24 protein-coding genes and 1 pseudogene are annotated in these 21,140 nt (G+C 44.4%); 17 read left to right on the top strand and 8 right to left on the bottom strand.

What is annotated here, in order from left to right; translation table 11 throughout:
• Positions 1-51: 51 nt before the first annotated feature.
• Entirely contained in the window at positions 52-1,347 is a 1,296-nt protein-coding gene (gene murF / locus DDT91_RS10165; protein ID WP_187176046.1) for a UDP-N-acetylmuramoyl-tripeptide--D-alanyl-D-alanine ligase, read from the top strand.
• Here murF and DDT91_RS10170 read toward each other — a convergent pair.
• From DDT91_RS10170 to DDT91_RS10185, 4 genes are all read right to left on the bottom strand, one after another.
• Complete coding sequence (locus DDT91_RS10170; RefSeq protein ID WP_187176047.1) at positions 1,340-1,759, bottom strand: PIN domain-containing protein; 420 nt, start codon at positions 1,757-1,759, stop codon at positions 1,340-1,342. The two genes, murF and DDT91_RS10170, sit on opposite strands and share 8 nt — an antisense overlap.
• Positions 1,749-2,033, bottom strand: a complete 285-nt coding sequence (locus tag DDT91_RS10175; RefSeq protein ID WP_187176048.1) for a DUF6364 family protein — start codon at positions 2,031-2,033, stop codon at positions 1,749-1,751. Before DDT91_RS10175 ends, DDT91_RS10170 begins: the two co-directional genes overlap by 11 nt.
• Before the next feature lie 155 nt (positions 2,034-2,188).
• A complete protein-coding gene (locus DDT91_RS10180; protein WP_187176049.1) occupies positions 2,189-2,608 on the bottom strand; it encodes a PIN domain-containing protein in 420 nt (139 codons plus the stop codon).
• Positions 2,598-2,864: a DUF6364 family protein gene (locus tag DDT91_RS10185; RefSeq protein ID WP_187176050.1), complete on the bottom strand. Its 267-nt coding sequence runs from the start codon at positions 2,862-2,864 to the stop codon at positions 2,598-2,600. The genes DDT91_RS10180 and DDT91_RS10185 overlap by 11 nt, the downstream gene beginning before the upstream one ends.
• Before the next feature lie 135 nt (positions 2,865-2,999).
• Here DDT91_RS10185 and DDT91_RS10190 point away from each other — a divergent pair, with 135 nt between their 5' ends.
• The 3 genes from DDT91_RS10190 to rnhA all read left to right on the top strand — a co-directional run bounded on the left by DDT91_RS10190 (position 3,000) and on the right by rnhA (position 4,820).
• Positions 3,000-3,677 (top strand): DUF2461 domain-containing protein, encoded by a 678-nt coding sequence (locus tag DDT91_RS10190; protein WP_187176051.1) that lies wholly within the window; start codon positions 3,000-3,002, stop codon positions 3,675-3,677.
• A 63-nt stretch (positions 3,678-3,740) separates the two neighbouring features.
• Positions 3,741-4,322: a MarC family protein gene (locus DDT91_RS10195; protein WP_187176052.1), complete on the top strand. Its 582-nt coding sequence runs from the start codon at positions 3,741-3,743 to the stop codon at positions 4,320-4,322.
• Positions 4,323-4,364: 42 nt separating this feature from the next.
• Positions 4,365-4,820, top strand: coding sequence for a ribonuclease HI (gene rnhA / locus DDT91_RS10200; RefSeq protein WP_187176053.1), 456 nt, complete (start codon positions 4,365-4,367; stop codon positions 4,818-4,820).
• A gap of 44 nt (positions 4,821-4,864) precedes the next feature.
• Here the strand turns inward: rnhA and DDT91_RS10205 are convergent, their stop codons facing one another.
• Entirely contained in the window at positions 4,865-5,986 is a 1,122-nt protein-coding gene (locus DDT91_RS10205; protein WP_187176054.1) for a sugar phosphate isomerase/epimerase, read from the bottom strand.
• A gap of 107 nt (positions 5,987-6,093) precedes the next feature.
• On the opposite strand from DDT91_RS10205, the gene DDT91_RS10210 reads away from it, so the two are divergent.
• The gene (locus DDT91_RS10210; protein WP_187176055.1) at positions 6,094-6,273 is read left to right on the top strand and encodes a hypothetical protein; all 180 of its coding nucleotides are present in this window, start codon (positions 6,094-6,096) and stop codon (positions 6,271-6,273) included.
• Between the two features lie 17 nt (positions 6,274-6,290).
• On the opposite strand, the gene DDT91_RS10215 is transcribed toward DDT91_RS10210, so the two are convergent.
• From DDT91_RS10215 to yihA, 3 genes are read right to left on the bottom strand one after another with little or no spacing between them, the layout of a single operon-like run.
• Complete coding sequence (locus DDT91_RS10215) at positions 6,291-6,602, bottom strand: hypothetical protein (protein ID WP_187176056.1); 312 nt, start codon at positions 6,600-6,602, stop codon at positions 6,291-6,293.
• A gap of 43 nt (positions 6,603-6,645) precedes the next feature.
• Positions 6,646-7,068, bottom strand: a complete 423-nt coding sequence (locus tag DDT91_RS10220) for a DUF5606 domain-containing protein (protein WP_187176057.1) — start codon at positions 7,066-7,068, stop codon at positions 6,646-6,648.
• Between the two features lie 38 nt (positions 7,069-7,106).
• Positions 7,107-7,718, bottom strand: a complete 612-nt coding sequence (gene yihA / locus DDT91_RS10225) for a ribosome biogenesis GTP-binding protein YihA/YsxC (protein WP_187176058.1) — start codon at positions 7,716-7,718, stop codon at positions 7,107-7,109.
• A gap of 121 nt (positions 7,719-7,839) precedes the next feature.
• Here yihA and ubiE point away from each other — a divergent pair, with 121 nt between their 5' ends.
• From ubiE to DDT91_RS10290, 12 genes and pseudogenes are all read left to right on the top strand, one after another.
• The gene (gene ubiE / locus DDT91_RS10230; RefSeq protein WP_187176059.1) at positions 7,840-8,562 is read left to right on the top strand and encodes a bifunctional demethylmenaquinone methyltransferase/2-methoxy-6-polyprenyl-1,4-benzoquinol methylase UbiE; all 723 of its coding nucleotides are present in this window, start codon (positions 7,840-7,842) and stop codon (positions 8,560-8,562) included.
• A complete protein-coding gene (locus DDT91_RS10235) occupies positions 8,511-9,338 on the top strand; it encodes an outer membrane beta-barrel protein (protein ID WP_187176060.1) in 828 nt (275 codons plus the stop codon). The genes ubiE and DDT91_RS10235 overlap by 52 nt, the downstream gene beginning before the upstream one ends.
• A gap of 164 nt (positions 9,339-9,502) precedes the next feature.
• Positions 9,503-11,110, top strand: a complete 1,608-nt coding sequence (locus DDT91_RS10240; RefSeq protein ID WP_255502067.1) for a sodium:solute symporter family protein — start codon at positions 9,503-9,505, stop codon at positions 11,108-11,110.
• Positions 11,100-12,479, top strand: coding sequence for a glycoside hydrolase family 88 protein (locus tag DDT91_RS10245; protein ID WP_187176061.1), 1,380 nt, complete (start codon positions 11,100-11,102; stop codon positions 12,477-12,479). The genes DDT91_RS10240 and DDT91_RS10245 overlap by 11 nt, the downstream gene beginning before the upstream one ends.
• Positions 12,476-13,918, top strand: a complete 1,443-nt coding sequence (locus DDT91_RS10250) for an NADH:flavin oxidoreductase (protein ID WP_187176062.1) — start codon at positions 12,476-12,478, stop codon at positions 13,916-13,918. The genes DDT91_RS10245 and DDT91_RS10250 overlap by 4 nt, the downstream gene beginning before the upstream one ends.
• Positions 13,915-14,685: a 3-ketoacyl-ACP reductase gene (locus DDT91_RS10255; protein ID WP_187176063.1), complete on the top strand. Its 771-nt coding sequence runs from the start codon at positions 13,915-13,917 to the stop codon at positions 14,683-14,685. Before DDT91_RS10250 ends, DDT91_RS10255 begins: the two co-directional genes overlap by 4 nt.
• 53 nt (positions 14,686-14,738) lie before the next feature.
• On the top strand, positions 14,739-14,942 hold the full coding sequence (locus DDT91_RS10260; protein WP_187176064.1) for a hypothetical protein: 204 nt from the start codon (positions 14,739-14,741) through the stop codon (positions 14,940-14,942).
• Positions 14,939-15,382, top strand: a pseudogene (locus tag DDT91_RS20620) (PIN domain-containing protein). The gene DDT91_RS10260 and the pseudogene DDT91_RS20620 overlap by 4 nt, the downstream one beginning before the upstream one ends.
• A 20-nt stretch (positions 15,383-15,402) precedes the next feature.
• Positions 15,403-16,707 carry an NCS2 family permease gene (locus DDT91_RS10275; protein ID WP_187176067.1) on the top strand — a complete coding sequence of 435 codons (1,305 nt, stop codon included), beginning with the start codon at positions 15,403-15,405 and terminating at the stop codon, positions 16,705-16,707.
• Positions 16,704-17,495, top strand: a complete 792-nt coding sequence (locus DDT91_RS10280) for a 5'-methylthioadenosine/adenosylhomocysteine nucleosidase (RefSeq protein WP_187176068.1) — start codon at positions 16,704-16,706, stop codon at positions 17,493-17,495. Before DDT91_RS10275 ends, DDT91_RS10280 begins: the two co-directional genes overlap by 4 nt.
• A gap of 87 nt (positions 17,496-17,582) precedes the next feature.
• Positions 17,583-18,539: a calcium/sodium antiporter gene (locus DDT91_RS10285; RefSeq protein ID WP_187176069.1), complete on the top strand. Its 957-nt coding sequence runs from the start codon at positions 17,583-17,585 to the stop codon at positions 18,537-18,539.
• A gap of 205 nt (positions 18,540-18,744) precedes the next feature.
• Positions 18,745-21,138: an outer membrane beta-barrel family protein gene (locus DDT91_RS10290; RefSeq protein WP_187176070.1), complete on the top strand. Its 2,394-nt coding sequence runs from the start codon at positions 18,745-18,747 to the stop codon at positions 21,136-21,138.
• Positions 21,139-21,140 lie beyond the last annotated feature (2 nt).

A 21,140-nucleotide genomic window follows, 5' to 3' on the forward strand; every position in this document is an offset into this window, starting at 1 on the left:
CTCTACAAAGATGTGGCCTTTGCGTTATTTTGTGGCAAATTTTCCCGAAAAATGAACCTCGACATCCTATACCAACTCTTTCTGAAAAGTACAGGCGTAAGCATCGATACCCGCAAGATTGATCCGGGCAACCTCTTTTTTGCATTGAAGGGACCGAATTTTAATGCGAATGACTTTGCCGCCAAAGCTTTGGAAATGGGGGCATCCGCTGTAGTGATCGATGAGGTAAAGTACTTCGTGGAGGATGATGAACGCTATTTTATCTGTGAGGATGTGTTGACCACTTTACAACATCTGGCTACGCATCATCGTCGAAAATTCACCATTCCGGTAATCGGATTGACCGGATCGAATGGAAAAACGACTTCCAAGGAACTTTTGCATGCTGTCTTGAAGCAAAAGTTTAACACCTTAGCTACCATTGGAAATCTGAACAATCATATAGGAGTGCCTTTGACTTTGCTCAGATTAAAGCCCGAACACGAAATCGCCATCATCGAAATGGGAGCCAATAAGCAGGGCGATATCGAGGAGCTCTGCGATATTGCCGAGCCAACTCATGGCTTTATCACCAATATCGGAAAGGCGCATTTGGAAGGAATGGGCGGTCCAGAAGGCGTGCTCAAAACCAAAACTGAATTGTACCAGCACTTGAGGGAAAATAAAGGGACGGTCTTCATCAACACTCAAGACCCGATCCTATCGAATATGATCAAGCGATTTGAGAATCCGGTGCTCTATCCGGCGAAAGGAGATTTCTGTGAAGTTCAGTTTCTGGGTGCGAATCCGTTTGTAAAGTTTTCGGTTGAAGGAGTCTCGGGTGAGCACTTGACCTCGCTGATTGGGGCTTATAATTTTGGAAATATCGCCAATGCCTTGACGATTGGGAAGTTTTTTGGAGTGCCCGTGGAAAAAGCGGTGGAGGGAATTGTCAATTACAAACCCGAAAACATGCGCTCTCAACTCATCGAGAAGCGCAGCAATCTGATTATCCTCGATGCTTACAATGCCAACCCATCGAGTATGGAAGTGGCGATCCGAACTTTTGGTCAGATGACCGGAAAAAAGCATAAAATGATCATCCTTGGCGACATGTTTGAGCTTGGAGAGCATGCCGAAGAAGAGCACCGAAAGTTGGGGGAAATCGTCAGTGAGTACCCGATTGACAAGGTGTGTTTTACAGGTAAGCTGATTGTCTCAGCACTGGAAAAAGCTCCTAAAGCACTTTATTTCCCTGATCCTTTTTCCTTTAGAAACTGGCTGGAAGACAGCAAGCTGGAAGATTACCTAATCCTGATCAAAGGCAGCCGCGGGATGAAGCTGGAGACGCTGGTGGATTTTATTTGAAAAGAGACAAAAATTCTTTTGGACTCACTACAGGGATCTTTGAGAGAATGTAGTCCTTTTTATTTCTTGTAATTATTGCTCGAATTTCCGGCTTTCCAATGGCTACGTGGTATTGAATCGAATCTTCAAAATCTGAAAAATCACTTTGATAGGCATTGCGGATTTCTCTTTCTCCAACTGGAAGAATCCCACAAAAAATTAAAAGACTCCCTATACTTTCAACTGCTTTCTCCTTTCCGAAAGTCTTTCGGATTATGTAAAAGACGTTAGTAACTATTATTGAGCTACAATAAAGCTTAATTTGATCAGCTCCAGAAAGTTGAAAAATCACTTTTGAATCTTCAGAATATGGGGTTCTGTCCATCAACAAATCCAATATGATGTCAGAATCCAAAAAGTATTCAGATACCATGCTTCTCTTTCAAATACTCCCAGCGGATATTTTCAACTTCTTTATCAGTCACATCTTTCAAAACACCAACTAAGCCCTCCAATCCTGGAGCTAGGGGTTCATTCCTTTCTAGGATCTTTTTAACAAGCTCGGGATTCTTGATTTTTGGCTTTTCTATAGTTGACTCAGGAATTTGATTCAATAGGGATTCAACCAGAGTTGAAAGACTTTCTCCTCGTTCCTCAGCATATTTTTTTGCCTTTTCGGCAAGTTTATCATTGATATCTAAAACCAACTTGGTTGTCATTTGAAGTGTTATTATTGAGCTAAATCTAATCAAAATTCATATTAATGAAATGAAAATCAATTCAATAAAGTTTGAGACTTGCGATATTTTTGTTTCGATCAAAAACAATGGAGGAATTATAAACCTTGAGAAGCAAATGGGTTTTATATGAAAGTCGAAAGAAAGACCTCGGGCGTAAAAACAGGGATCTGAGATTTTCGGTAATCCGCCAGATTTCGGGTTATAATTCCTTCAATTTCTGGATTTTGAATCGCTGTAAAATACTGGATAGCGTCCTCAAAGTCAGAAAATCCACTTTTCATCGCTGCAAAGATTTCCTTCTCTGTGACAGGAAGTATTTTACAAAAGCTGACTAATTCGGTTATTTTATCCAAAGCGCCCTCATTACTATAAAGCTTTCGGAAGAGATAATGAATGTTAGCCACAGTTAGAGTGGAAAAGTAAATCTGGATTTTTTTATTAAAAGCCAATCCAAAAATCCCCCTTGCAGGTATATTGAATGGTTCTCGCCTCAACAAATAATCCAGGATGACATCTGAATCCAAAAAGTAACTAGAGGCCATATTTTTCCTCTAAAGCCTTGGTAATTTCCGCTTTGTAATCAAATTCACCTTCATGCTTAAGGCAACCTTCCAACTTCAAGAAGCTTTCTGGAAGGGACTTATTTTCATTTTTCTTAGGGTCTCCCTTTTTTTCAAGAAGGAGAAGTTTAAAATAATTTTCGACCAAAGAAGATAAACTTTGCCCTTGCTTGGCTGCATATTCCTTGGCTTGTTCGATCACACCTTTTTCGATGGTGAGTGTTAATTTTGTATTCATTGCACGTGTGGATTTTCAGTTTTGAACACGTGTAATTTACTGAAAAGTTCACTCTTTCCAAACCCAAAAACCACTTCTGAGTTACCCTTTAAGATTTTCAATTTCTACCTTTAGCTTTCAAAATTCTACTTTCCTATGCGTCCTTACCTCGAGTTTCTTGCTACCCTTGCCCAAAACAACCACAAAGACTGGATGGATGCCAATAAAAAGTGGTATACGGATACGAGGGCTAAGCTGCTAGAGGATGTGGAGATTATGCTGAAAGAAATGACTGAGATCGAACCGGAACTCTCGGCTTTCAAACCCAAGGATTGTGTCTTTCGGCAAAATCGAGACGTTCGATTTTCCAACAATAAGGATCCGTATAAAACCAATTTCGGGGTTTACTTTTCTCCAGGTGGAAAAAAATCACCCGGTCCGGGGTATTACCTGCAAATCCAACCCGGAAACTCTTTTCTTGCTGGTGGTATCTGGATGCCGGAAGCTGATACACTGAAGAAAATCCGGAAAGAAATCGACTACAGCGGAGCCGAACTCGAGCGAATAGAAAATGATCCTGAATTCAAAAAACTCTTCAAAGGTATCGAAGGCGAAAAGCTCAAAACCAGTCCTCGGGATTACGAAGCAGACCATCCCTATATCGAATACCTGAAGCTGAAAAGCTTCACCGTTTCCCATCCCATTTCAGACAAGGCCGTCGATTCAGGGGCTTTTTTGACTTTTGCTTTGGATGGCTTTCGCAGAATGAAGCCTTTCAATGACTTTCTTACACAGGCGATAGAAGAAGTGGAAGATGGCTCGGGTTTACTTTGAGACTTCACCTTGAATTAATCTCTCAAACCAATCTGCTGCGCAAAATCCCCTTACCTTTGCGCCATGGTTGATTTCAAACAAATCCTTTCCGTTTCACTCATTCTGTTTTCGGTGATTGATATTCTAGGTTCCATCCCAATCATCATCAATCTCCGCAAAAATGTAGGTCACATCCAATCCGAAAAAGCTACCTTGGCAGCAGGTGTGTTGATGATTGCTTTTTTGCTGGTGGGAAAATCCATCCTGAGTCTTTTTGGCATCGGTGTGGAGGATTTTGCCATCGCAGGGGCATTGATCATTTTTGCTTTGGGTGCTGAGATGATTTTGGGAATTGAGCTATTCAAACCCGATCCTGAGGCGACTTCCAGTGCTTCCATCGTCCCAATTGCTTTTCCGTTGATTGCCGGCGCAGGTACTTTGACTACCATTCTGACGCTGAAAGCGGAATTTGAGCAGGTCAATATTGCCATCGGCATATTGCTCAACTTGATTTTTGTCTACATCGTGCTTAAAAGTACCACTTGGCTGGAGCGCAAACTAGGAAAGACAGGTGTCGATGTACTTCGAAGAATCTTCGGAATCATTCTCCTTTCCATCGCAGTGAAAATCTTCAAATCAAACGCCTTCCCAATTACCGTTGGGTAAACCTAAAGCCGGAGTCCCCGGCTTTTTTCATTTCTTTGCGTTATGATTATCATTTTTACTGACGGTGCGGCCAAAGGAAATCCAGGTCCGGGAGGCTACGGTGTAGTGCTGAAATTTGGTCAACATCGCAAAGAACTCTCTGAGGGCTTTCGACTGACGACCAACAACCGCATGGAATTGCTCGCGGTGATACGAGCGCTTCAGGAGCTCAAAACCACCGAATTCCCGGTTCAAATCTACTCAGACAGCAAGTATGTGGTCGATGCGATCGAGAAAGGCTGGCTGTGGGGCTGGCAGAAAAAGGGCTTCAAGGACAAGAAAAATCCCGATCTCTGGCTACGCTACATTCCCCTTCACCTAAAGTACAAACCCAAGTTTGTATGGGTTAAAGGCCATGCTGGCCATCCTGAAAACGAGCGCTGCGATCAGCTGGCGGTGGCAGCCTCAATGGGGCCTAATCTTCCAGCTGATACAGGATACGAGGCTAGTTTGCAGTGATCAGTCGCAGTAAGCAGACTACTTTTGCCAAATTTGAACACTAATCACAAATCATCCATAGTCACCAAAGGAACATCAGTCCTGCGAAGATCCTTTAAGGGAGTGTATTCTCGGGAAGGATAGGTCCAACCTTCGTCGGATAACTCCCAAAGCAAAGGTGCCAGGTTTTGAACAGCCGCTTTGCAGCCTTGGACGATGGCTCCCATTTTTCCGGTCTGCTTGGAAAGTACCGCTTCATTCTCAATTTCAAAGGGACCTGAAAACCCTTTTTCCTTCAAAACATTCACAAAAGCCCTCCAATCCATAGAGTCGCCAAGTCCAAATCCGGGAAGGGTAGCTTCATAATGGTGTCGATCCCAAGGATTTTTGCTGGAGCTGATACCCAGTTTTTCGGCCCATTCGGAACGGATTTGCTGCATAGGGTACATATTGCCCCAAAATGGATCCGGTATGTTTCGGGTAGATTTTACGTGAATACGCTTAAGACGCGACATATCCGTAAGCTTCATCACCTCCACCGGATCAGTATGCTGCCATACGTCATGGGAAGGGTCGTAAATTTCCCCGTGATTTTTTTCAGGGACTAGTTCGTACATGAGTTTGCGTGCAGCAAGTACACCGGTCAGGTTATTGAACGTGCCAGTAAAACCCGAACTTCTCCAGCCTTCCATGGGGCAGTTTTCGTAGAGTACAGTCACCCCAAGGCTGTTGGCATAGCGGATAATCGGTCCAAAAATCCGCTGGTATTCCAGCAGGTTTTTTTCAAAACCTCCCTCCTGATTGCCCAGTTCGTGATTGTATCCTACGAAGGTTCCAACTTTTACATCATTTTCATCACCTCCAAGCAGATAAGCCATTCGGATGAGACGCAGCAGGTGGTTTTGATTTTTGACTCTATGGATAGGATCGCCTCCAATCAGATTTTCAAACGCTCCGATAGAAAGTCGAAGTTTTGCTCCGTTGAATTGATCAATCAGTGCTTTCGCTTGGTCAGGGCCGAAGTTTTCATAATCTAGATGTGTAGCTACAAAGTCATCTCGGGTACCGTCTTTTCTAAACACGCAGAGATCTAATCCTTGAACGCCGATTTCAATTGCTTTCTCGACGGTCTGATCCAGATTAAGCTGATCAAACGCCGAAGTCATGATCCAGATAGGGTTTGCCATGATTTTTGGGTTTTTGCTAAAATAAAGGAAAGTGCTTTCCTGAGGAAACCAGACATGGATTAGCGGTAAAAAAGAATTCCAAGATTTATTTAGGCTATCTTTGAAAAATGCGAGGCGGAAAAAAAACGATTCAGGGAAGAAAATTGGAAATCATCAAAGGAATCGTAGAAATCGAGGATGTGGAGTCGATCGAATTCCTGGAGGCTTTTCTCAGGAACAAGATCAGAAGGATTTCTAAAGAGGATTTATTGGAAGGAGGTTCTTCTGCAGAAAAAGACCTCACATAAACCCAAAGAAAAGGGATTCATGATTTTCCCTCCGAATATTTTCTCCTGATTTCCACTTTTTGCTTTTGACGGTCCCAAAGGGCTTTTGCCAAATCGACAGCAACCCGGTCAGGCTCCGATTCGTGGAGGATTTGCTTCAACTTGTTTTCCGAAAGGTCTATACGGTAGCAAATTTGCAATAGACGCTCCAGGTTACGATCCATCAATTGGCTGATGGCTTTAGCCAAAATTTCAATAGCTTTTTCCTCCGAAAACGCCTCTTTGACTTCCGGAAGCTGAAAGTCCTTGGTGATAAGAGAATAAGTTTCCTGTGATATGGGTAGCTCCATGTACAAGGTTAATGAAAAAGCCCCGATTGCTCAGGGCTTCATATTATGCTTCTTTTTCAGTTTCGTTGCTTTCTTCTAGCACCTCAGGAATGTTTTTGCGAATGATCTGATACCAAGCATTTAATTTCTTGATATCGGATACATATACTCGATCTTGATCGAATTCAGGAAGAACAGACTTCAGAAAGGCTCTTAACTCCGCATCAGATGAGGATGCGTCCACACCGGTATCGCCTTTATATTCAGCCTCGATTTTCTTCATCACCGACTCTAGAGGCTCAGCACCTTCTTCTGTCATGGTATAAATGGAAATGTCACTAAGGATGGAAACTCTCATGGACATCCCTGCCACTAATTTGGCTTTTTTCTCATCCAAAGATTCCAGAATCACACCCGAACGGGTTGGTTTCAGGATTTTATACAAACCCGGCTTGCCGGCTACTGTAGCAATGTCTTTAAAATTCATAATCTTCTTAATTCAGGCTGCAAATATAGGACTCTCACTCAATTTCTACCCTCGGCTTCAAATTCGGACACTAACTCATTAAGAAATCCGCTCAGTTCCTCTTTTCCTTGAGCTTTTTCAGCAGAGGTCACAAAGTAGTCAGGAGTTTCGCCGAAGATTTCTACCAGTTTATTCAGAAAAGTTCTGACGTTTTTTTCAGTTTGGGTTTTGGATTGCTTGTCAGCTTTGGTAAAAGCAACTGCAAATGGTACTCCTTCTTCCCCGCACCAATTCAAAAATTCCAAATCGATCGTCTGAGGTTCTAGTCTACTGTCGATTAATACAATTACCCCACAAAGATTGGCTCGGGTAGTCAGGTAATCACTGATCATTTTTTCCCATTTCACCTTCTTGTCCTTGCTCACCTTGGCAAATCCATATCCAGGCAAATCCACCAAATACCAGCGATCGTCAATGGTGAAGTGGTTAATCAACTGAGTTTTACCGGGTTTTTGGGAGGTTTTGGCAAGTTCCTTGACTCCGGTCAGCATATTGATCAGTGAGCTCTTGCCCACATTTGATCGACCTATGAAAGCGATTTCGGCCCGATCAGGTTTTGGACACTTTTTTGGGTCAGTATTGCTTACTAAAAAGGCTGCTTTTCGAATCATAACTTTTCTGTTCGGGGCAAAAATACGCTTTTATTTCGGATGGGCTTTTAGCCTTTGATTTCAACAATTTTCGATTCCTCGGGTTTGTGTAGTAATATTGCGCCACCAAAGAAGATTCGTGATGTCCGTCGTACCCTACAAAGATAAGCAAGACCCCAAGAAGGCACAGGTAGCTGAAATGTTTAACAACATCAGCCCCAAATACGATTTACTCAACCATGTGCTCAGTTTGGGTATTGATATCATCTGGAGAAAAAAGGCGGTGAAAATGCTCAAAAGAGATCAACCTAAGCTCATTTTGGACATTGCTACGGGCACGGGGGATTTTGCTATCGAAGCACTTGCCTTAAATCCGGATAAAATCATCGGAGTGGATATTTCCGAGGGTATGCTTGCAGAAGGACGTAAGAAAATGATCAAACGTGGTCTTCAAGACAAAATCGAAATGCACCTCGGAGACTCAGAAGGTTTGCAGTTTGAGGATAATAAGTTTGATGCGGTCATCGTTTCATTTGGAGTCAGAAACTTCGAAAACTTGGAAAAAGGACTGGCAGATATGTATCGGGTACTAAAGCCGGGTGGGAAAACTGTAATTTTGGAGTTCAGCAAGCCTAAGGCTTTCCCCATGAAGCAGGCCTATGCGTTTTATTCCAATGCAATTCTCCCTCAGATTGGTAAGATTGTATCCAAAGACAATTCTGCCTATACTTACCTGCCAGAGTCAGTTCAGGCCTTTCCCGATGGAGAGGATTTTCTGGCAGTCTTGAAAAAAGTCGGATTTCACAGCACCGTATGCAAACCACTCACTTTTGGAATCAGCTCCATCTACGTAGGACAAAAGTAATTTTACTTTTTGTTTTCCTTCTTTGCTCGGGACTCAATGGACGTGCACAGGGGTTATTTGGGTTGACTAGCACCTCTGGGTCTGATGACAAGTTGCTATCTTATGGTTTTTTCCTTGCTCCCCATACAGCAACCTACCAGATTAAATACTCTGATCAGTACTTCAATCCCGCATCCAACCCAAATGATCAGATTTATTCAATTTACCCCAAATACAGTCCGGGGTTTTCCTTAGGATTTACAGGCATTCTTCGAATTCATGACCAGGTAAATCTCATGTTTACTCCGGGTATCTCTTTTTATGAATACAGGGTAGACATCAACTATATCAATACCCCGTCTAACACAGTGCCCTTACCCGGCTCCGGTAATACTACTGGCAACACAAACACAGATCCGGCAAACAATTTAGGGTATCGAACCGAAGAGTTGGTCAATGAGTCGACCATTGTTGCCCTACCTTTATTGTTCAAGTATCGTTCCCAGCGATTCAATAACACCAGAATGTATTTCATTGGCGGAGGTAGCTATCAGTTCAGAACTAAAACCCAAGACGAGGCAAATCTAGACCCTCTTGTTACATCGGGACAGGATTTCACTGTTGAGGCAGGGATAGGCTTCGAAGTTTATTTTAAATATTTCAAATTCGCTCCTGAGATTAGATTTTCACATGGATTGAACAATCTCTATCTACCGGAAAAAAATGATGCTCAATTCAAAGACGCGCTCTCTTCTGTCAAAAGAAAAGGGATTACGCTTTACCTGAACTTCCAATAATCTCCGAAATTGATTTCGTAAAAACTTGAAGGCATTAGCCATGTAGAACCCAACAAGGACTGGCCAAACCCTGGATATTTACTATTTTAAGCCGAACATGTTGAAAGCCTGTTCGGCTTTTCTTTTCCCAAATAACCCCAGGACCTGACTATGAATTTTAAATTATGGCATTTTCTTTCGAGCGCAGTTTTTCTGCTTTCGGTCGTCTCATTTTTGTGGATTTTCCAAGAGGGAAAAACCACTCCCGCACTGGGTTCAGTGCCTTATGTTTTTTGGATAAGCTTTGCCATCACCCTCCTGATCGTGATAGCCACATTCGCCGGCTCCAGGTTATTCCCACACAAAGAGACAACAAAACCATGACAGGCTGGCTGATCTTCTTCTTCACGCTATTCCTGGCTTCGTTGGCCTATGCTTCATACAGATCTTACAGCAAAAACCGAAGCTCAGATGATTTTATGCTCGCTGGATCCAACATCGGGGCGATTTTAGGTTTTCTCACCTTTTCGGCAGCATTGTTTAGTGCATTTACCTTCATGGGCATGCCGGATTTCTTCCGTGTTCACGGAGTAGGCGCCTGGATTTTTCTGGGCCTATCCGATGCCTTAATGGTATTCTTTCTGCTATGGTTTGGATATAAGCTTCGCAAAAGAGCCGCGGAAGTAGGATACAAAGGGGTTGCAGGATTTGTCCAAAAATGCTTTCAAAACAAGTGGGCTGGCTACCTGCTGTTTGTCAGTTCTTTCCTGTTTTTGATTCCTTATGTAGCGATTCAGATCCGTGGGATTTCGATTTTCTTGGATGCCGCTTTTCCTGATTTGATTCCAGGCTGGGGATGGTCTTCTTTATTGGTTGTTTTAATGCTGGTATACTCCGAAATAGGCGGACTTAAGGCAATCATGTACAGTGACGCCATCCAAGGATTGATCATGCTGGTAGTGATTTGGATTATTGGCTACACCTGTCTTCAAATGGCCGGTGGCTTGGAAGCTGGAATTGCGAAAGTGACGGAGTCCAATGCAGGTCTACTCAGTTTGCCGGGCCCAAAAGGATTGTTCAGCAGCCCTTTTCTGATCGCGTCAGCAATTGCGATTGTGATGATTCCGGTCTCTCAGCCTCAATTTACCACGCGACTGGTGGTGATGAAAGACCTCAAGTCAGTGCATAAAATGGCCTATGCAGTGGGCTTTTTTGCCATTTTGGTTATCCTTCCAACCGCATTTATCGGATTGTATGGTGCTGTAAAATATCCCGAGAGCTCGACCGCTGAGTTTCTTTCAGCCGCCTTGCTCTTTGATCAGGCAAGCCCGGTTGCTGCACTTGCTGTAGTCGGTCTTTTTGCGGCATGTCTCTCTACCACTAATGCTCAAATCTTTGCCTTGGGCACAGAATTGAGATCATTGCTGACAGGTTCGGACAAAAAGGTTATGCGTATTACTCAGGTTGCCATCTTTGTTTTTTCCATCATCGTATTGGTGTTTTCCACTTACATGAGCGATGAATTGGTGCTTTTGGCAAGGGTAAGTTTTGCGGGCACTTCCATGATTGCTCCGGTGGTTTTGGGAGCGGTAATGTTTAAGCATCCTCCCAAGTCGCTCCTTTTTCTATCAGCATTTGCGCTCATTTATTTTGTGCTTTCCCTAGCCGAATTGGTGCCAGCCGGATTTGCGGGATTGCCCACAGATGCGGCTATGTACCTGATCTTGATTCCTGCCACTGCGATTCTTATGCTTATTCATCATTTCAGTTCAAAATCTTCCCATGAAGCTTGATTTCAATAGTTCTTTAGAAAAAGTAAGCCAACAACTCCCCCGATTCTGGGAGCTTTCGGGTCAAAAAATCCGATCCATCGAATCCACTTTTGATACGGGCAAAGGGGCTCCTGTCTTTACCGAAAAAGGAACCTATGTCACCCGAGGCTGGACTGAATGGACACAGGGTTTTCAGTTTGGATCAGCGATTCTGCAATTTGACGCGACGGGTGAGGCAGATTTTTTGGAAATAGGGAGGAAAAATACGGTAGCCAAAATGGCCCCTCACCTGACTCACATCGGGGTACATGATCATGGATTTAACAATGTCAGTACGTATGGTAATCTTCTTCGCTTGATCTTGGAAGGGAAAATCGAGGGTTCTGACTGGGAGAAAGAATTTTATACCCTCGCGCTCAAAGTAACCGGAGCCGTGCAGGCTACCCGCTGGACCACAATTCCAAGTGGAGGATTTATTTATTCCTTCAATGGACCGCATTCCTTGTTTGTGGATACGATCCGCAGCTGTCGGGCATTAGTCGTTTCGCATCAGCTGGGCCATGTACTTCAGGCAGAAAATGACAAACGAATTTCACTCATTCAGCGTGCTGTTCAGCATTTGTTGAGTACGGTTCGCTATTCCATTTTCTATGGAAAGGGCCGCGACAGCTACGACATTTCTGGTCGAACTGCTCACGAAATTATTTTCAACACCAATGACGGCAATTACCGCTGTCCCAATTCCCAACAAGGCTATACCGGCTTCAGTACTTGGACGAGGGGCTTGGCATGGGCTATCTGTGGTTTGGGAGAGACTTTGGAGATTTTGGATCAGATCAAAGAGTCGGATTATTCCGATGTCATTTCCAAAAAAGATCTGATCGCCGAGCTTTCCCAGGCTGCCATCGCAACATCTGAGTTCTACTTGGCTAATACTCCTGTCGATGGCATTCCCTATTGGGATACCGGAGCGCCAAATCTTCACCGATTGGGGGACTACCTCAATCGACCTGCTGATCCATTCAATGAGTTCGAACCCGTGGACAGTTCTGCGGCCTGCATCGCAGCACAAGGATTGATCCGCATCGGCAACTGGCTAAAAGCTTCTGACCCTGAGCGTGCCAAAACCTATCAGCAAGCAGGGATTCAACTGGCCAGTGTTCTCTTTTCCGAACCTTATCTTTCCACTCAAGCATCTCATCAGGGTTTGATTTTGCATTCGATCTACCATCAGCCGAACGGCTGGGATTATGTCCCTGAAAAGGGCAAAGTGGCCCATGGCGAGTCCAGTATGTGGGGCGATTACCATGCCCGGGAATTAGCATTGCTCCTTCAGCGAATGGCTAATAAGGAACCTTATTACACTTACTTAAACTGCGTGCCGGCATGAGCGGAAAGTACAAACCTCAATATCCTCGAGTGGCGCAGTTGAAAACGGCTGAGCAGTTTGGGCAGTATCTGGAAAAAGAAGGAATTCAGCTGGGTTTTGACTCAGAATTGATCTCGGGGAAAAGTTCTCCTTTCGGAAAAGCACATGCCCTAAGGTCTGGTAGAACCATCGGAAATGCGATGTGCATTCTGCCGATGGAAGGTTGGGATGGCACGGAAGACGGTAGACCAACCGATCTGACCAAAAGGCGCTGGAAAAACTTTGCCCTCAGTGGTGCCAAGCTCCTCTGGGGCTGTGAAGCGGTGGCAGTCCGACACGAAGGACGCGCCAATCCCAATCAGCTCTTGCTCAATGAAGATACGTTCTCCGAGTTTGTAGAATTGTTTGACTTGGTTCAAACTACCCATCAGGAGCATTTTGGAGATACCTCAGACTTGGTAGTCGGACTTCAGCTTACCCATTCGGGGCGCTTTTGCAAACCGAATGACAAAAAGCACATGGAGCCGAGGATCCTGTATCCTCATCCGGTTTTAAATAAAAAGTTTGGACTGTCGGAAGATTATCCGCTCATGACCGATGAGGAGATCGATTCGATTATAGCGGATTACATCAAGGCTGCGGTGTTGGCACAAAAGGCCGGATTTCATTTTGTAGATATCAAGCATTGCCATGGCTACTTGGGACATGAGTTTCTCAGTGCCTATGATCGGGAAGGGAAATACGGAGGAAGCTTTGAGAACCGTACCCAATTTTTGCGGGACATCGTCAGTGGGATTCGAACGGCTGCTCCTAGTCTAGAAATTGGGGTTCGGCTGAGCATTTTTGACTGGGTTCCTTTCCAAAAAGGCCCGGAAGAAAAGGGAGTTCCGGCTATGGAAAGCCCTTATCGCTACGCTTTTGGGGGGTCGGAAAGCGGCATTGGAGAGGATTTTGAGGAATCTTCGGCTTTCTTGAACGTCTTACAGGAACTGGATATCGAGCTCCTTTGTACTACAGCTGGTAGTCCGTATTACAATCCCCATATTCAGCGCCCTGCTTTGTTTCCACCATCGGATGGCTACCTTCCACCCGAAGATCCCCTCCATGGCGTTGCCCGTCAGATCGCAGCTACGGCTCAGTTGAAAAAAGCTTTCCCGGAATTTTACGTAGTAGGTTCGGCGTATTCCTATTTGCAGGAATGGCTACCGAATGTTGGTCAAGAAGTATTGAAAACAGGAAAAGCCGATTCTATTGGTTTTGGCCGGATGGTCTTGAGCTATCCGGATATGCCTGCGGACATCCTTTCGGGTCAGGGTCTCAAGCGAGGCAAAATCTGCCGAACTTTCTCCGACTGCACTACTGCGCCGAGAAACGGCATGATTTCAGGCTGTTTTCCTTTGGATCCTTTTTACAAATCCATGCCCGAGTACGACCAACTTAAATCTCTGAAAGGCGAATGAGAAAGATTGCATTGATCACCGGAGGCACGCGGGGAATTGGGCTTGGAATTGCCAAAAAGCTGGCCCAAGAAGGAATCGACTTGGCCTTGAATGGAGTCAGGCCTGAGTCTGACGTGGAGGATATCTTAGAAGAGCTTCGCAAAACTGGAGTTCGGGTGGAGTATTTTCCTGGGAACATTGGCGAAAAGGCTGATCGGGAAATGATTCTAACTGGGATAAAGGAAAAGTTTGGATCCCTGAATTTCCTTGTCAACAATGCCGGAGTGGCTCCTCGTGTAAGGGCAGATGTACTCGAAGTAGCTGAAGAGGACTTTGACCACCTGATGGATATCAATTTACGAGGGACTTTTTTCTTGACACAGGCTATTGCCAAGTGGATGGTGGAATTGAAAAAAGCAGGTGATTCCTCTGATTTCTCCATTGTCACCATCACTTCCGTGTCTGCAAAGCTGGCTTCGACCAACCGTGCCGCTTATTGCATGGCCAAGTCTGGACTTTCGATGATGAGCCAGGTTTTTGCGGTGAGATTGGCAGAGTTCGGAATTCCGGTTTTTGAGATTCAGCCGGGAGTGATCGAGACAGACATGACCGAAAAGGTGAAGGAAATCTATCAGGAGCGAATTCAAAAAGGCTTGACGCTTGAGCCCAGATTGGGTAAACCCGAAGATATCGGTAGGATCGTGGCAGCGCTTCTCCGGGGAGATTTGAGTTATGCGACCGGACAAATCATTGCCGTGGACGGGGGAATGATGGTGGGGAGGCTTTGAGGAACTTTATTTGGGCTGAGCCGATTAAATCAATATTCTTCCTAAATTGGGTTATGCAAATCGAACGTACTGAAAAAGAAATCATTATCAGGGTTTCCTCAAAAACTGATCTCAGCGGATTGCAACGGATTCTAGATTTTATCCGAGTGAAAGAAATGGGCTCAGAAAATATGGTTTCTGACGTAGAAATTGAAGAATTGGCAAGAGAATCCAAATCGACTTGGTGGAAGGAAAATAAATCCAGATTCATGAAGTGAATATTCTCGTAGATACGAATATCATTTTTAGCGCAATACTTAATCCCAATGGGAAAATCGGAGATTTACTTCTCGATCCTCTTGACCGATTTGCTTTTTTTGCTCCAGATTTTTTGACCACGGAATTAGACCGACATCACAAAAAACAGATTTCTCTATCCAAGCTTTCCGAAAGCGATATTTTGTTTTTGAAGAAGCTGGTTTTGTCTAAAGTGAATTAGGTTGATTTGGATACCATCAGTGAAAAATCATGGATGAAGGCGTTCCAACTAGTCAAACAAATCGATGAATTTGATGCTCCTTTTGTTGCTTTGAGCTTAAACTTGAATACCTATCTCTGGTCGGGCGACAAAAGATTGAAGAACGGGCTAAAGGATTTGGGTTATGACAAAGTCATTGAGACGGATTCTCTTTTGGAAATCAGAAATGCTTTAGATTAGTGTTCATCCTTAATTTACTGATGCATCCGAAATCCCACCATCTCAAAACCGAAATCCTTGCAGGAATCTCCACTTTTCTAGCCTGCTTTTACATCATCATCGTCAATCCGGCAATTTTGGCTGAGGCGGGAATGCCGTTCTCAGCAGTGCTTACTGCTACCGTTTTGGTGTCTGCGTTTGGCAGTTTGATGATGGGATTATATGCCAAAAATCCGATTGTCGTGGCGCCTGGCATGGGAATCAATGCTTTTTTTACCTACACTGCTGTAAAAGGCTTCGGATTGAGTTTCGAAGAGGCCTTGGGAACCGTGTTTTGGTCTGGAGTGATCTTTTTGCTGCTTTCAGTTTTCAAGACCCGTGAAAAAATCATTCAGGCAATTCCTTCCGCTATCCGACACGCAGTTTCGGCAGGGATCGGATTGTTCATTTGCTTTATCGGTTTCCAAAATGCCCACTTCATCGTAGACAATCCTGCTACCTTGGTCGGGATGGCGATGTTCAAAGATCCGATTACCCTGACTTTTTTGGCTGGACTGCTGATTACAGGAGCATTAATCATCAGAAAGGTTTCAGGAGCGATCATTTTTGGAATTCTGATCACCACAGCTTTGGCCTGGCCGATCGGACGCTGGTGGGGAGATGCGTCAGCGGTCAATTTCGGGGTTTCCACCTTGGTCAATTTCACCGGATTCTTTGCTTGGCCTGACTTCAGTTTGGTGGGCAAAGCCGACATTCTGGGTTCGCTCAAGTACAGCTACATCCCCGTGATCTTTGTATTCACTTTCACCATTCTTTTTGACGGGATCAGCACCTTTGTTGGGCTGGCAGAAGCTTCAGGACTAAAAGATCCTGATGGCAATCCCCAAAACATGCGCAAATCGCTGTTGACTGATTCCTTTGCCACCTTGTTTGCAGGATTGGTGGGGAGCAGTTCGGGGACGGCTTACATTGAATCGGCAGTAGGAATCGAGGAAGGCGGACGAACTGGGGCAACTGCGGTGACAGCTGGCCTGCTGTTTCTGCCCTTTATGTTTTTTTCTCCGCTGCTGTCTATTATTCCATCGATCGCGAGCTCGATTGCTTTGGTCCTGGTCGGTTCATTTATGGTCATTCCCTTGACCAAGATCAACTGGAAAAATCCGGAGGAAGCCTTGCCTTCTTTTCTGACGATCGTTTTGATTCCCTTTACTTACAGTTTATCCATTGGAATTTCTTTTGGATTTATTTCCTGGACCGTGTTGAAGTTGGCTACGGGAAAAATAGCTGAAGTCAACCCTATTTTAGCCCTGATCAGCGTACTTTCGCTTTTCTTTTTGTGGCTATGATCAAAAAACTTCTGCTCGCCTACTTTCTGGTTTGTTCGTTTTCAGCAAATGCACAACGCATTGCCATCATGGGAGCCTTAGATCAGGAAATCGCCATTTTGCTCGACTCCATGAAGGGGAAAAAAGAGGTGGAAAGATCCGGTCTGATTTTTTACAAGGGAAAGCTGAAAGGCCAAAAAGTTGTCGTGATGAAATCGGGAGTGGGAAAAGTCAATGCCTCTTACAGCACGGCAATCTTATTGGATCGATTTCAACCCTCCCAACTGATTTTTACCGGGGTTGCAGGAGGATTACATCCAGAGACTCTACCTGGAGATATGGTTATCGGGACCGAACTGATACAGTTTGATTTTGGACAGATTGATTCGACTGGATTCCAAGTTTCTCCATTCAGAAAACTGGCGGGCGGACATCATGATGAGCTCCATATTGCAGCGGACCCCGGTTTGATATTCAAAGCGAAAAAAGCATCTGAAGAGGTTGAATTTTTACCGATCTCGGGCAGACAGCCCAAAGTCTTTTCTGGGGTAATCGTAACTGGAGACGTATTTGTAAGTCATCAGGAAACAGCCGAAAGCCTCTATCAAAATCATCAGGCGTTAGCCACCGAAATGGAAGGTGCGGCGGTAGCTCACATTTGCCGTTCATTGGGAGTTCCGTTTATAGTCATCCGTAGCCTAAGCGACAATGCCAACCAAAATGCCCGAGTGAATTTCAATCAGTTTGTGGGGCCTGCCTCCATTAATTCAGCAGGATTGGTGCTAAAACTTCTCGAAGATCTGAGGTGAAATTCCAAAGAATTAATCCTAGTTTTGAAGAATTTATCAATTGGTAAATTTCTCAAAACTTAAGAAACTCACTTCTCAAAACAACCTATGGTACTCCAACTCATTCTTCTCGCGATCGGTCTTGTTTTGTTGGTCAAAGGAGCCGATTGGCTAGTGGACGGTGCTTCTGTGCTTGCCAAGAAAAATAACGTGTCCGATTTGGCTATTGGGCTTACCATTGTGGCCTTCGGAACCTCTGCTCCTGAACTGGTGGTGAATGTGGTAGCCGCCTCAGGAAATTATCCTGATATCGTTTTTGGCAATGTAATCGGGTCCAATAATTTCAACCTGTTTGTGATTCTCGGAATTGCGGGTTTGATCGTGCCTCTTTCTGTGCAATCCAGCACCGTTTGGAAAGAAATTCCATTTTCCCTCCTGGCAGCCATTATTCTTTTCTTCTTAGCCAACAATTATTTCCTCACCCAATCAGAGGAACTCTCCCGATATGATGCAATCATCCTTTTGGTTTTGTTCTGTGCCTTTTTGTATTATGTGGCAACCCAACTGAAAAGCGATCCCGAAGCAGAAGTCGTCGCCGCCAAAGATTATTCTACCATGAAAATCTGGGGCTTGATCATCATAGGATTGGCAGGTTTGGTAGGAGGTGGAAAACTGGTCGTGGACAACGCCGTAGCGATGGCACAATCACTGGGTGTCAGTGAAAAAATCATTGGGCTCACCATCGTGGCAGCGGGAACTTCCCTCCCTGAATTGGCTACTTCCGTGGTAGCGGCCATGAAAAGAAATGCAGATATCGCAATTGGAAACATTGTCGGCTCCAATATATTCAACATCCTGCTTATCCTCGGGGCAAGTGGATTAATCAGACCACTGGCCTACACCACTTCCTTCAATACGGATATTTACATTCTTTGTGTGGGCACCATTTTCTTGTTTATGGCCATGTTTATTGGCAAAAAACACAGACTCGACAGATGGCAAGCCTTTGCCTTATTGAGTTCTTATCTCTTGTATACAGGGTATTTGGTGGGCTTGGAAATGTGATTTTGACGAAAAAATCTGATTGTTCGGATCATTGAGAAGTTCTGAATAGCCAATAAAGAAAAAAACTAAAACGGGGTTCTGACGATAAGTTAGAACCCTGTTTTTTTCCACTTGTAAAAATCAGTAGGGTAAAAAGTCATATTCATTCTAATTTACAGGAGTTTAATAAGGATTTATTCTGAATTAATCCTGCTCAGCCAAACCTATGAAGCTTCTTTTTCAAAAATACTTACTCCTATTCGGACTGGTTTCACTGACTTTTGCAGTGCTCAACCCCGTTTTTTCCCAACAAAGGGGAAGAATCAAAGGAACGATTTTGGATAAAACCAGCTCAGAACCGCTACCCTTCGCCACCATTGGAGTGTATACGGAAAAAGACAGCCTAGTGGGTGGAGGAATCTCCGATGAAAACGGGAAGTATCAAGTTGATCTCCCCTTGGGAAAATTTTACGCATTGGTGGAATTTATGGGCTATGAAGCACTCAAAACTTCATTTTTCTCCCTTACCAGGGAAAACTCAAACCTTGATCTTGGCTCCCAAAGTCTTTCAACCACTGCCTCAGATCTCAATGAAGTCGTCGTCCAAGGAGAAAAAACCATCATGGAGCTTTCACTGGACAAGCGGATTTTCAATGTGGGAAAAGACCTCGCCAATGCCGGAGGAAATGCTTCTGACATCCTGATGAACCTGCCCTCAGTGGCCGTAGATCCTGAAGGAAATGTGCGATTGAGAGGATCGAGCAACGTACGAATCCTGATCGATGGCAAACCATCGGGATTGGTCAGCTTCAAAGGCAGCAGCGGACTGAGGCAGCTTCCGGCCAATATGGTCGAACGCGTGGAGGTCATTACCAATCCCTCCGCCAGGTATGAAGCAGAAGGGATGGCTGGAGTCATCAACATCATTCTCAAAAAAGACAGCAAGCAAGGATTCAACGGATCCTTTGAGGTCATCACCGGATACCCGCTCAATTTGGGATTCACTACCAACCTAAACTACCGACATAAAAGAATCAACTGGTTTATCAACTACGGGCTGGCAACACGAAGACAACCCGGAATCAGCGAATTATACCAAGAAGTGTACAATGAAGACGGGAGCACCTCTATCCTTCTGCAAAACAACTCCTTGGATCTCAAAACACTCAATAACAACCTGAGGGGTGGTCTGGACTATTATTTCAACGAAAACAGCATCCTGACCCTTTCCTATCTCTGGAGAAGAAGTGATGCCCACCGTATTTTGGACATTCGATACGAAGATTACCTCAATTCCACTGATGATTTCCTCGGATACAGTCTGAGGAGACAGGACGAAACAGAAGACGAACCCAACAAAGAAGCCATTATCAACTACAAGCGAAACTTTGGCAAAAAAGGGCACGAGCTGACTGCCTCCTTCACCTATTTGAACTATTGGGAGCGATCAGATCAGATCTACACCGAATATTCCTTCACTCCTCAAGGCACCGCTGTTCCGGCAAAAGATCTGGTTCAAACTTCCTTGAATGATGAATATGAAAATCAATATCTACTCCAAATGGACTATGTCAAACCCTTTGCGAGTAAAGGTAAATTCGAAACCGGCTTGAGAACCAGCTTCCGTGAGATGGAAAACGATTACCTCGTGCAGGAAAAAAATGAGTCGGGGGACTTTGTGACCATTCCTGGTTTGGACAATATTTTTCTCTATGATGAAAATATCCTGGCAGCCTACGGGATTGTTGGCAACGAAACCGGCAAATGGAGCTACCAGGCCGGCTTGAGAGCAGAGCATACCGATGTCAATACCATCTTGGTAGAAACCAATGAGCAAAACCCCAGAAAGTACACCAATCTTTTTCCAAGCGCCCATCTGACCTACAATGTGACCGAGGAAAACGCCTTCCAACTGAGCTACAGCCGCAGAGTAAGAAGACCGGTTTACAATGACTTGAGCCCATACGTTACTTTTTCAGACCAGCGGAATTTCTTCAGTGGAAATCCTGATTTGGATCCGGAATTCACCGATGCTTTCGAGTTGGGACATATCAAATACTTTGAAAAGGCTACACTTTTTTCTACCGTTTACTTCCGAAACACCGTGGATAAAATCGAACGTATCCGACAGGTCAACGACGATGGATTTTCTACCACTGCACCTTATAATCTGACCGGAGAAAAATCTTATGGCGTCGAATTCAGTGGAGATTACCGGCCTACCAACTGGTGGAAACTTGACTTCAATGCCAACTTCTTCCATGCGCGTATCGACGCCAGCAACATTGGACAAACTGAATTGAGGACCACTTATTCTTGGTTATTTCGTCAGACTTCCCGCTTCACAGTCGGAGAGGGTTGGGATATCCAGGTAAGGGCCAATTACGAAGCACGTCAAAAAACGGCTCAAGGCGTTAGAAAAGGGATTTTCTTCGTGGACCTTTCTGCAAGTAAACGGATCCTCCAAGACCGGGGGACTCTGGTATTAAACATTACAGATTTGTTTAATTCGAGAATTAGCCGATACATCACAGAGGGTTATAATTTCTATACCGAAGGCGAGTCCCAGATGATCCGAAGACAAACCAATCTGACCTTTGCTTACCGAATCAAGCAATAATC

This window comes from Algoriphagus sp. AK58 (genome assembly GCF_014324365.1).
Classification (GTDB): Bacteria; Bacteroidota; Bacteroidia; order Cytophagales; family Cyclobacteriaceae; genus Algoriphagus.

Excerpts from the sequence above, each read along its gene's own strand:
- DDT91_RS10215 (WP_187176056.1), bottom strand. The coding sequence starts at position 6,602 with ATGGAGCTACCCATATCACAGGAAACTTATTCTCTTATCACCAAGGAC.
- DDT91_RS10210 (WP_187176055.1), top strand. The coding sequence starts at position 6,094 with ATGCGAGGCGGAAAAAAAACGATTCAGGGAAGAAAATTGGAAATCATC.
- DDT91_RS10250 (WP_187176062.1), top strand. The coding sequence starts at position 12,476 with ATGAGCGGAAAGTACAAACCTCAATATCCTCGAGTGGCGCAGTTGAAA.
- DDT91_RS10235 (WP_187176060.1), top strand. The coding sequence starts at position 8,511 with ATGCAAACCACTCACTTTTGGAATCAGCTCCATCTACGTAGGACAAAA.
- murF (WP_187176046.1), top strand. The coding sequence starts at position 52 with ATGAACCTCGACATCCTATACCAACTCTTTCTGAAAAGTACAGGCGTA.
- DDT91_RS10205 (WP_187176054.1), bottom strand. The coding sequence starts at position 5,986 with ATGGCAAACCCTATCTGGATCATGACTTCGGCGTTTGATCAGCTTAAT.
- rnhA (WP_187176053.1), top strand. The coding sequence starts at position 4,365 with ATGATTATCATTTTTACTGACGGTGCGGCCAAAGGAAATCCAGGTCCG.
- DDT91_RS10285 (WP_187176069.1), top strand. The coding sequence starts at position 17,583 with ATGGTACTCCAACTCATTCTTCTCGCGATCGGTCTTGTTTTGTTGGTC.
- DDT91_RS10275 (WP_187176067.1), top strand. The coding sequence starts at position 15,403 with ATGCATCCGAAATCCCACCATCTCAAAACCGAAATCCTTGCAGGAATC.
- ubiE (WP_187176059.1), top strand. The coding sequence starts at position 7,840 with ATGTCCGTCGTACCCTACAAAGATAAGCAAGACCCCAAGAAGGCACAG.
- DDT91_RS10245 (WP_187176061.1), top strand. The coding sequence starts at position 11,100 with ATGAAGCTTGATTTCAATAGTTCTTTAGAAAAAGTAAGCCAACAACTC.
- DDT91_RS10220 (WP_187176057.1), bottom strand. The coding sequence starts at position 7,068 with ATGAATTTTAAAGACATTGCTACAGTAGCCGGCAAGCCGGGTTTGTAT.
- DDT91_RS10170 (WP_187176047.1), bottom strand. The coding sequence starts at position 1,759 with ATGGTATCTGAATACTTTTTGGATTCTGACATCATATTGGATTTGTTG.
- DDT91_RS10280 (WP_187176068.1), top strand. The coding sequence starts at position 16,704 with ATGATCAAAAAACTTCTGCTCGCCTACTTTCTGGTTTGTTCGTTTTCA.
- DDT91_RS10255 (WP_187176063.1), top strand. The coding sequence starts at position 13,915 with ATGAGAAAGATTGCATTGATCACCGGAGGCACGCGGGGAATTGGGCTT.
- yihA (WP_187176058.1), bottom strand. The coding sequence starts at position 7,718 with ATGATTCGAAAAGCAGCCTTTTTAGTAAGCAATACTGACCCAAAAAAG.
- DDT91_RS10240 (WP_255502067.1), top strand. The coding sequence starts at position 9,503 with ATGGCATTTTCTTTCGAGCGCAGTTTTTCTGCTTTCGGTCGTCTCATT.
- DDT91_RS10180 (WP_187176049.1), bottom strand. The coding sequence starts at position 2,608 with ATGGCCTCTAGTTACTTTTTGGATTCAGATGTCATCCTGGATTATTTG.
- DDT91_RS10260 (WP_187176064.1), top strand. The coding sequence starts at position 14,739 with ATGCAAATCGAACGTACTGAAAAAGAAATCATTATCAGGGTTTCCTCA.
- DDT91_RS10185 (WP_187176050.1), bottom strand. The coding sequence starts at position 2,864 with ATGAATACAAAATTAACACTCACCATCGAAAAAGGTGTGATCGAACAA.
- DDT91_RS10190 (WP_187176051.1), top strand. The coding sequence starts at position 3,000 with ATGCGTCCTTACCTCGAGTTTCTTGCTACCCTTGCCCAAAACAACCAC.
- DDT91_RS10290 (WP_187176070.1), top strand. The coding sequence starts at position 18,745 with ATGAAGCTTCTTTTTCAAAAATACTTACTCCTATTCGGACTGGTTTCA.
- DDT91_RS10195 (WP_187176052.1), top strand. The coding sequence starts at position 3,741 with ATGGTTGATTTCAAACAAATCCTTTCCGTTTCACTCATTCTGTTTTCG.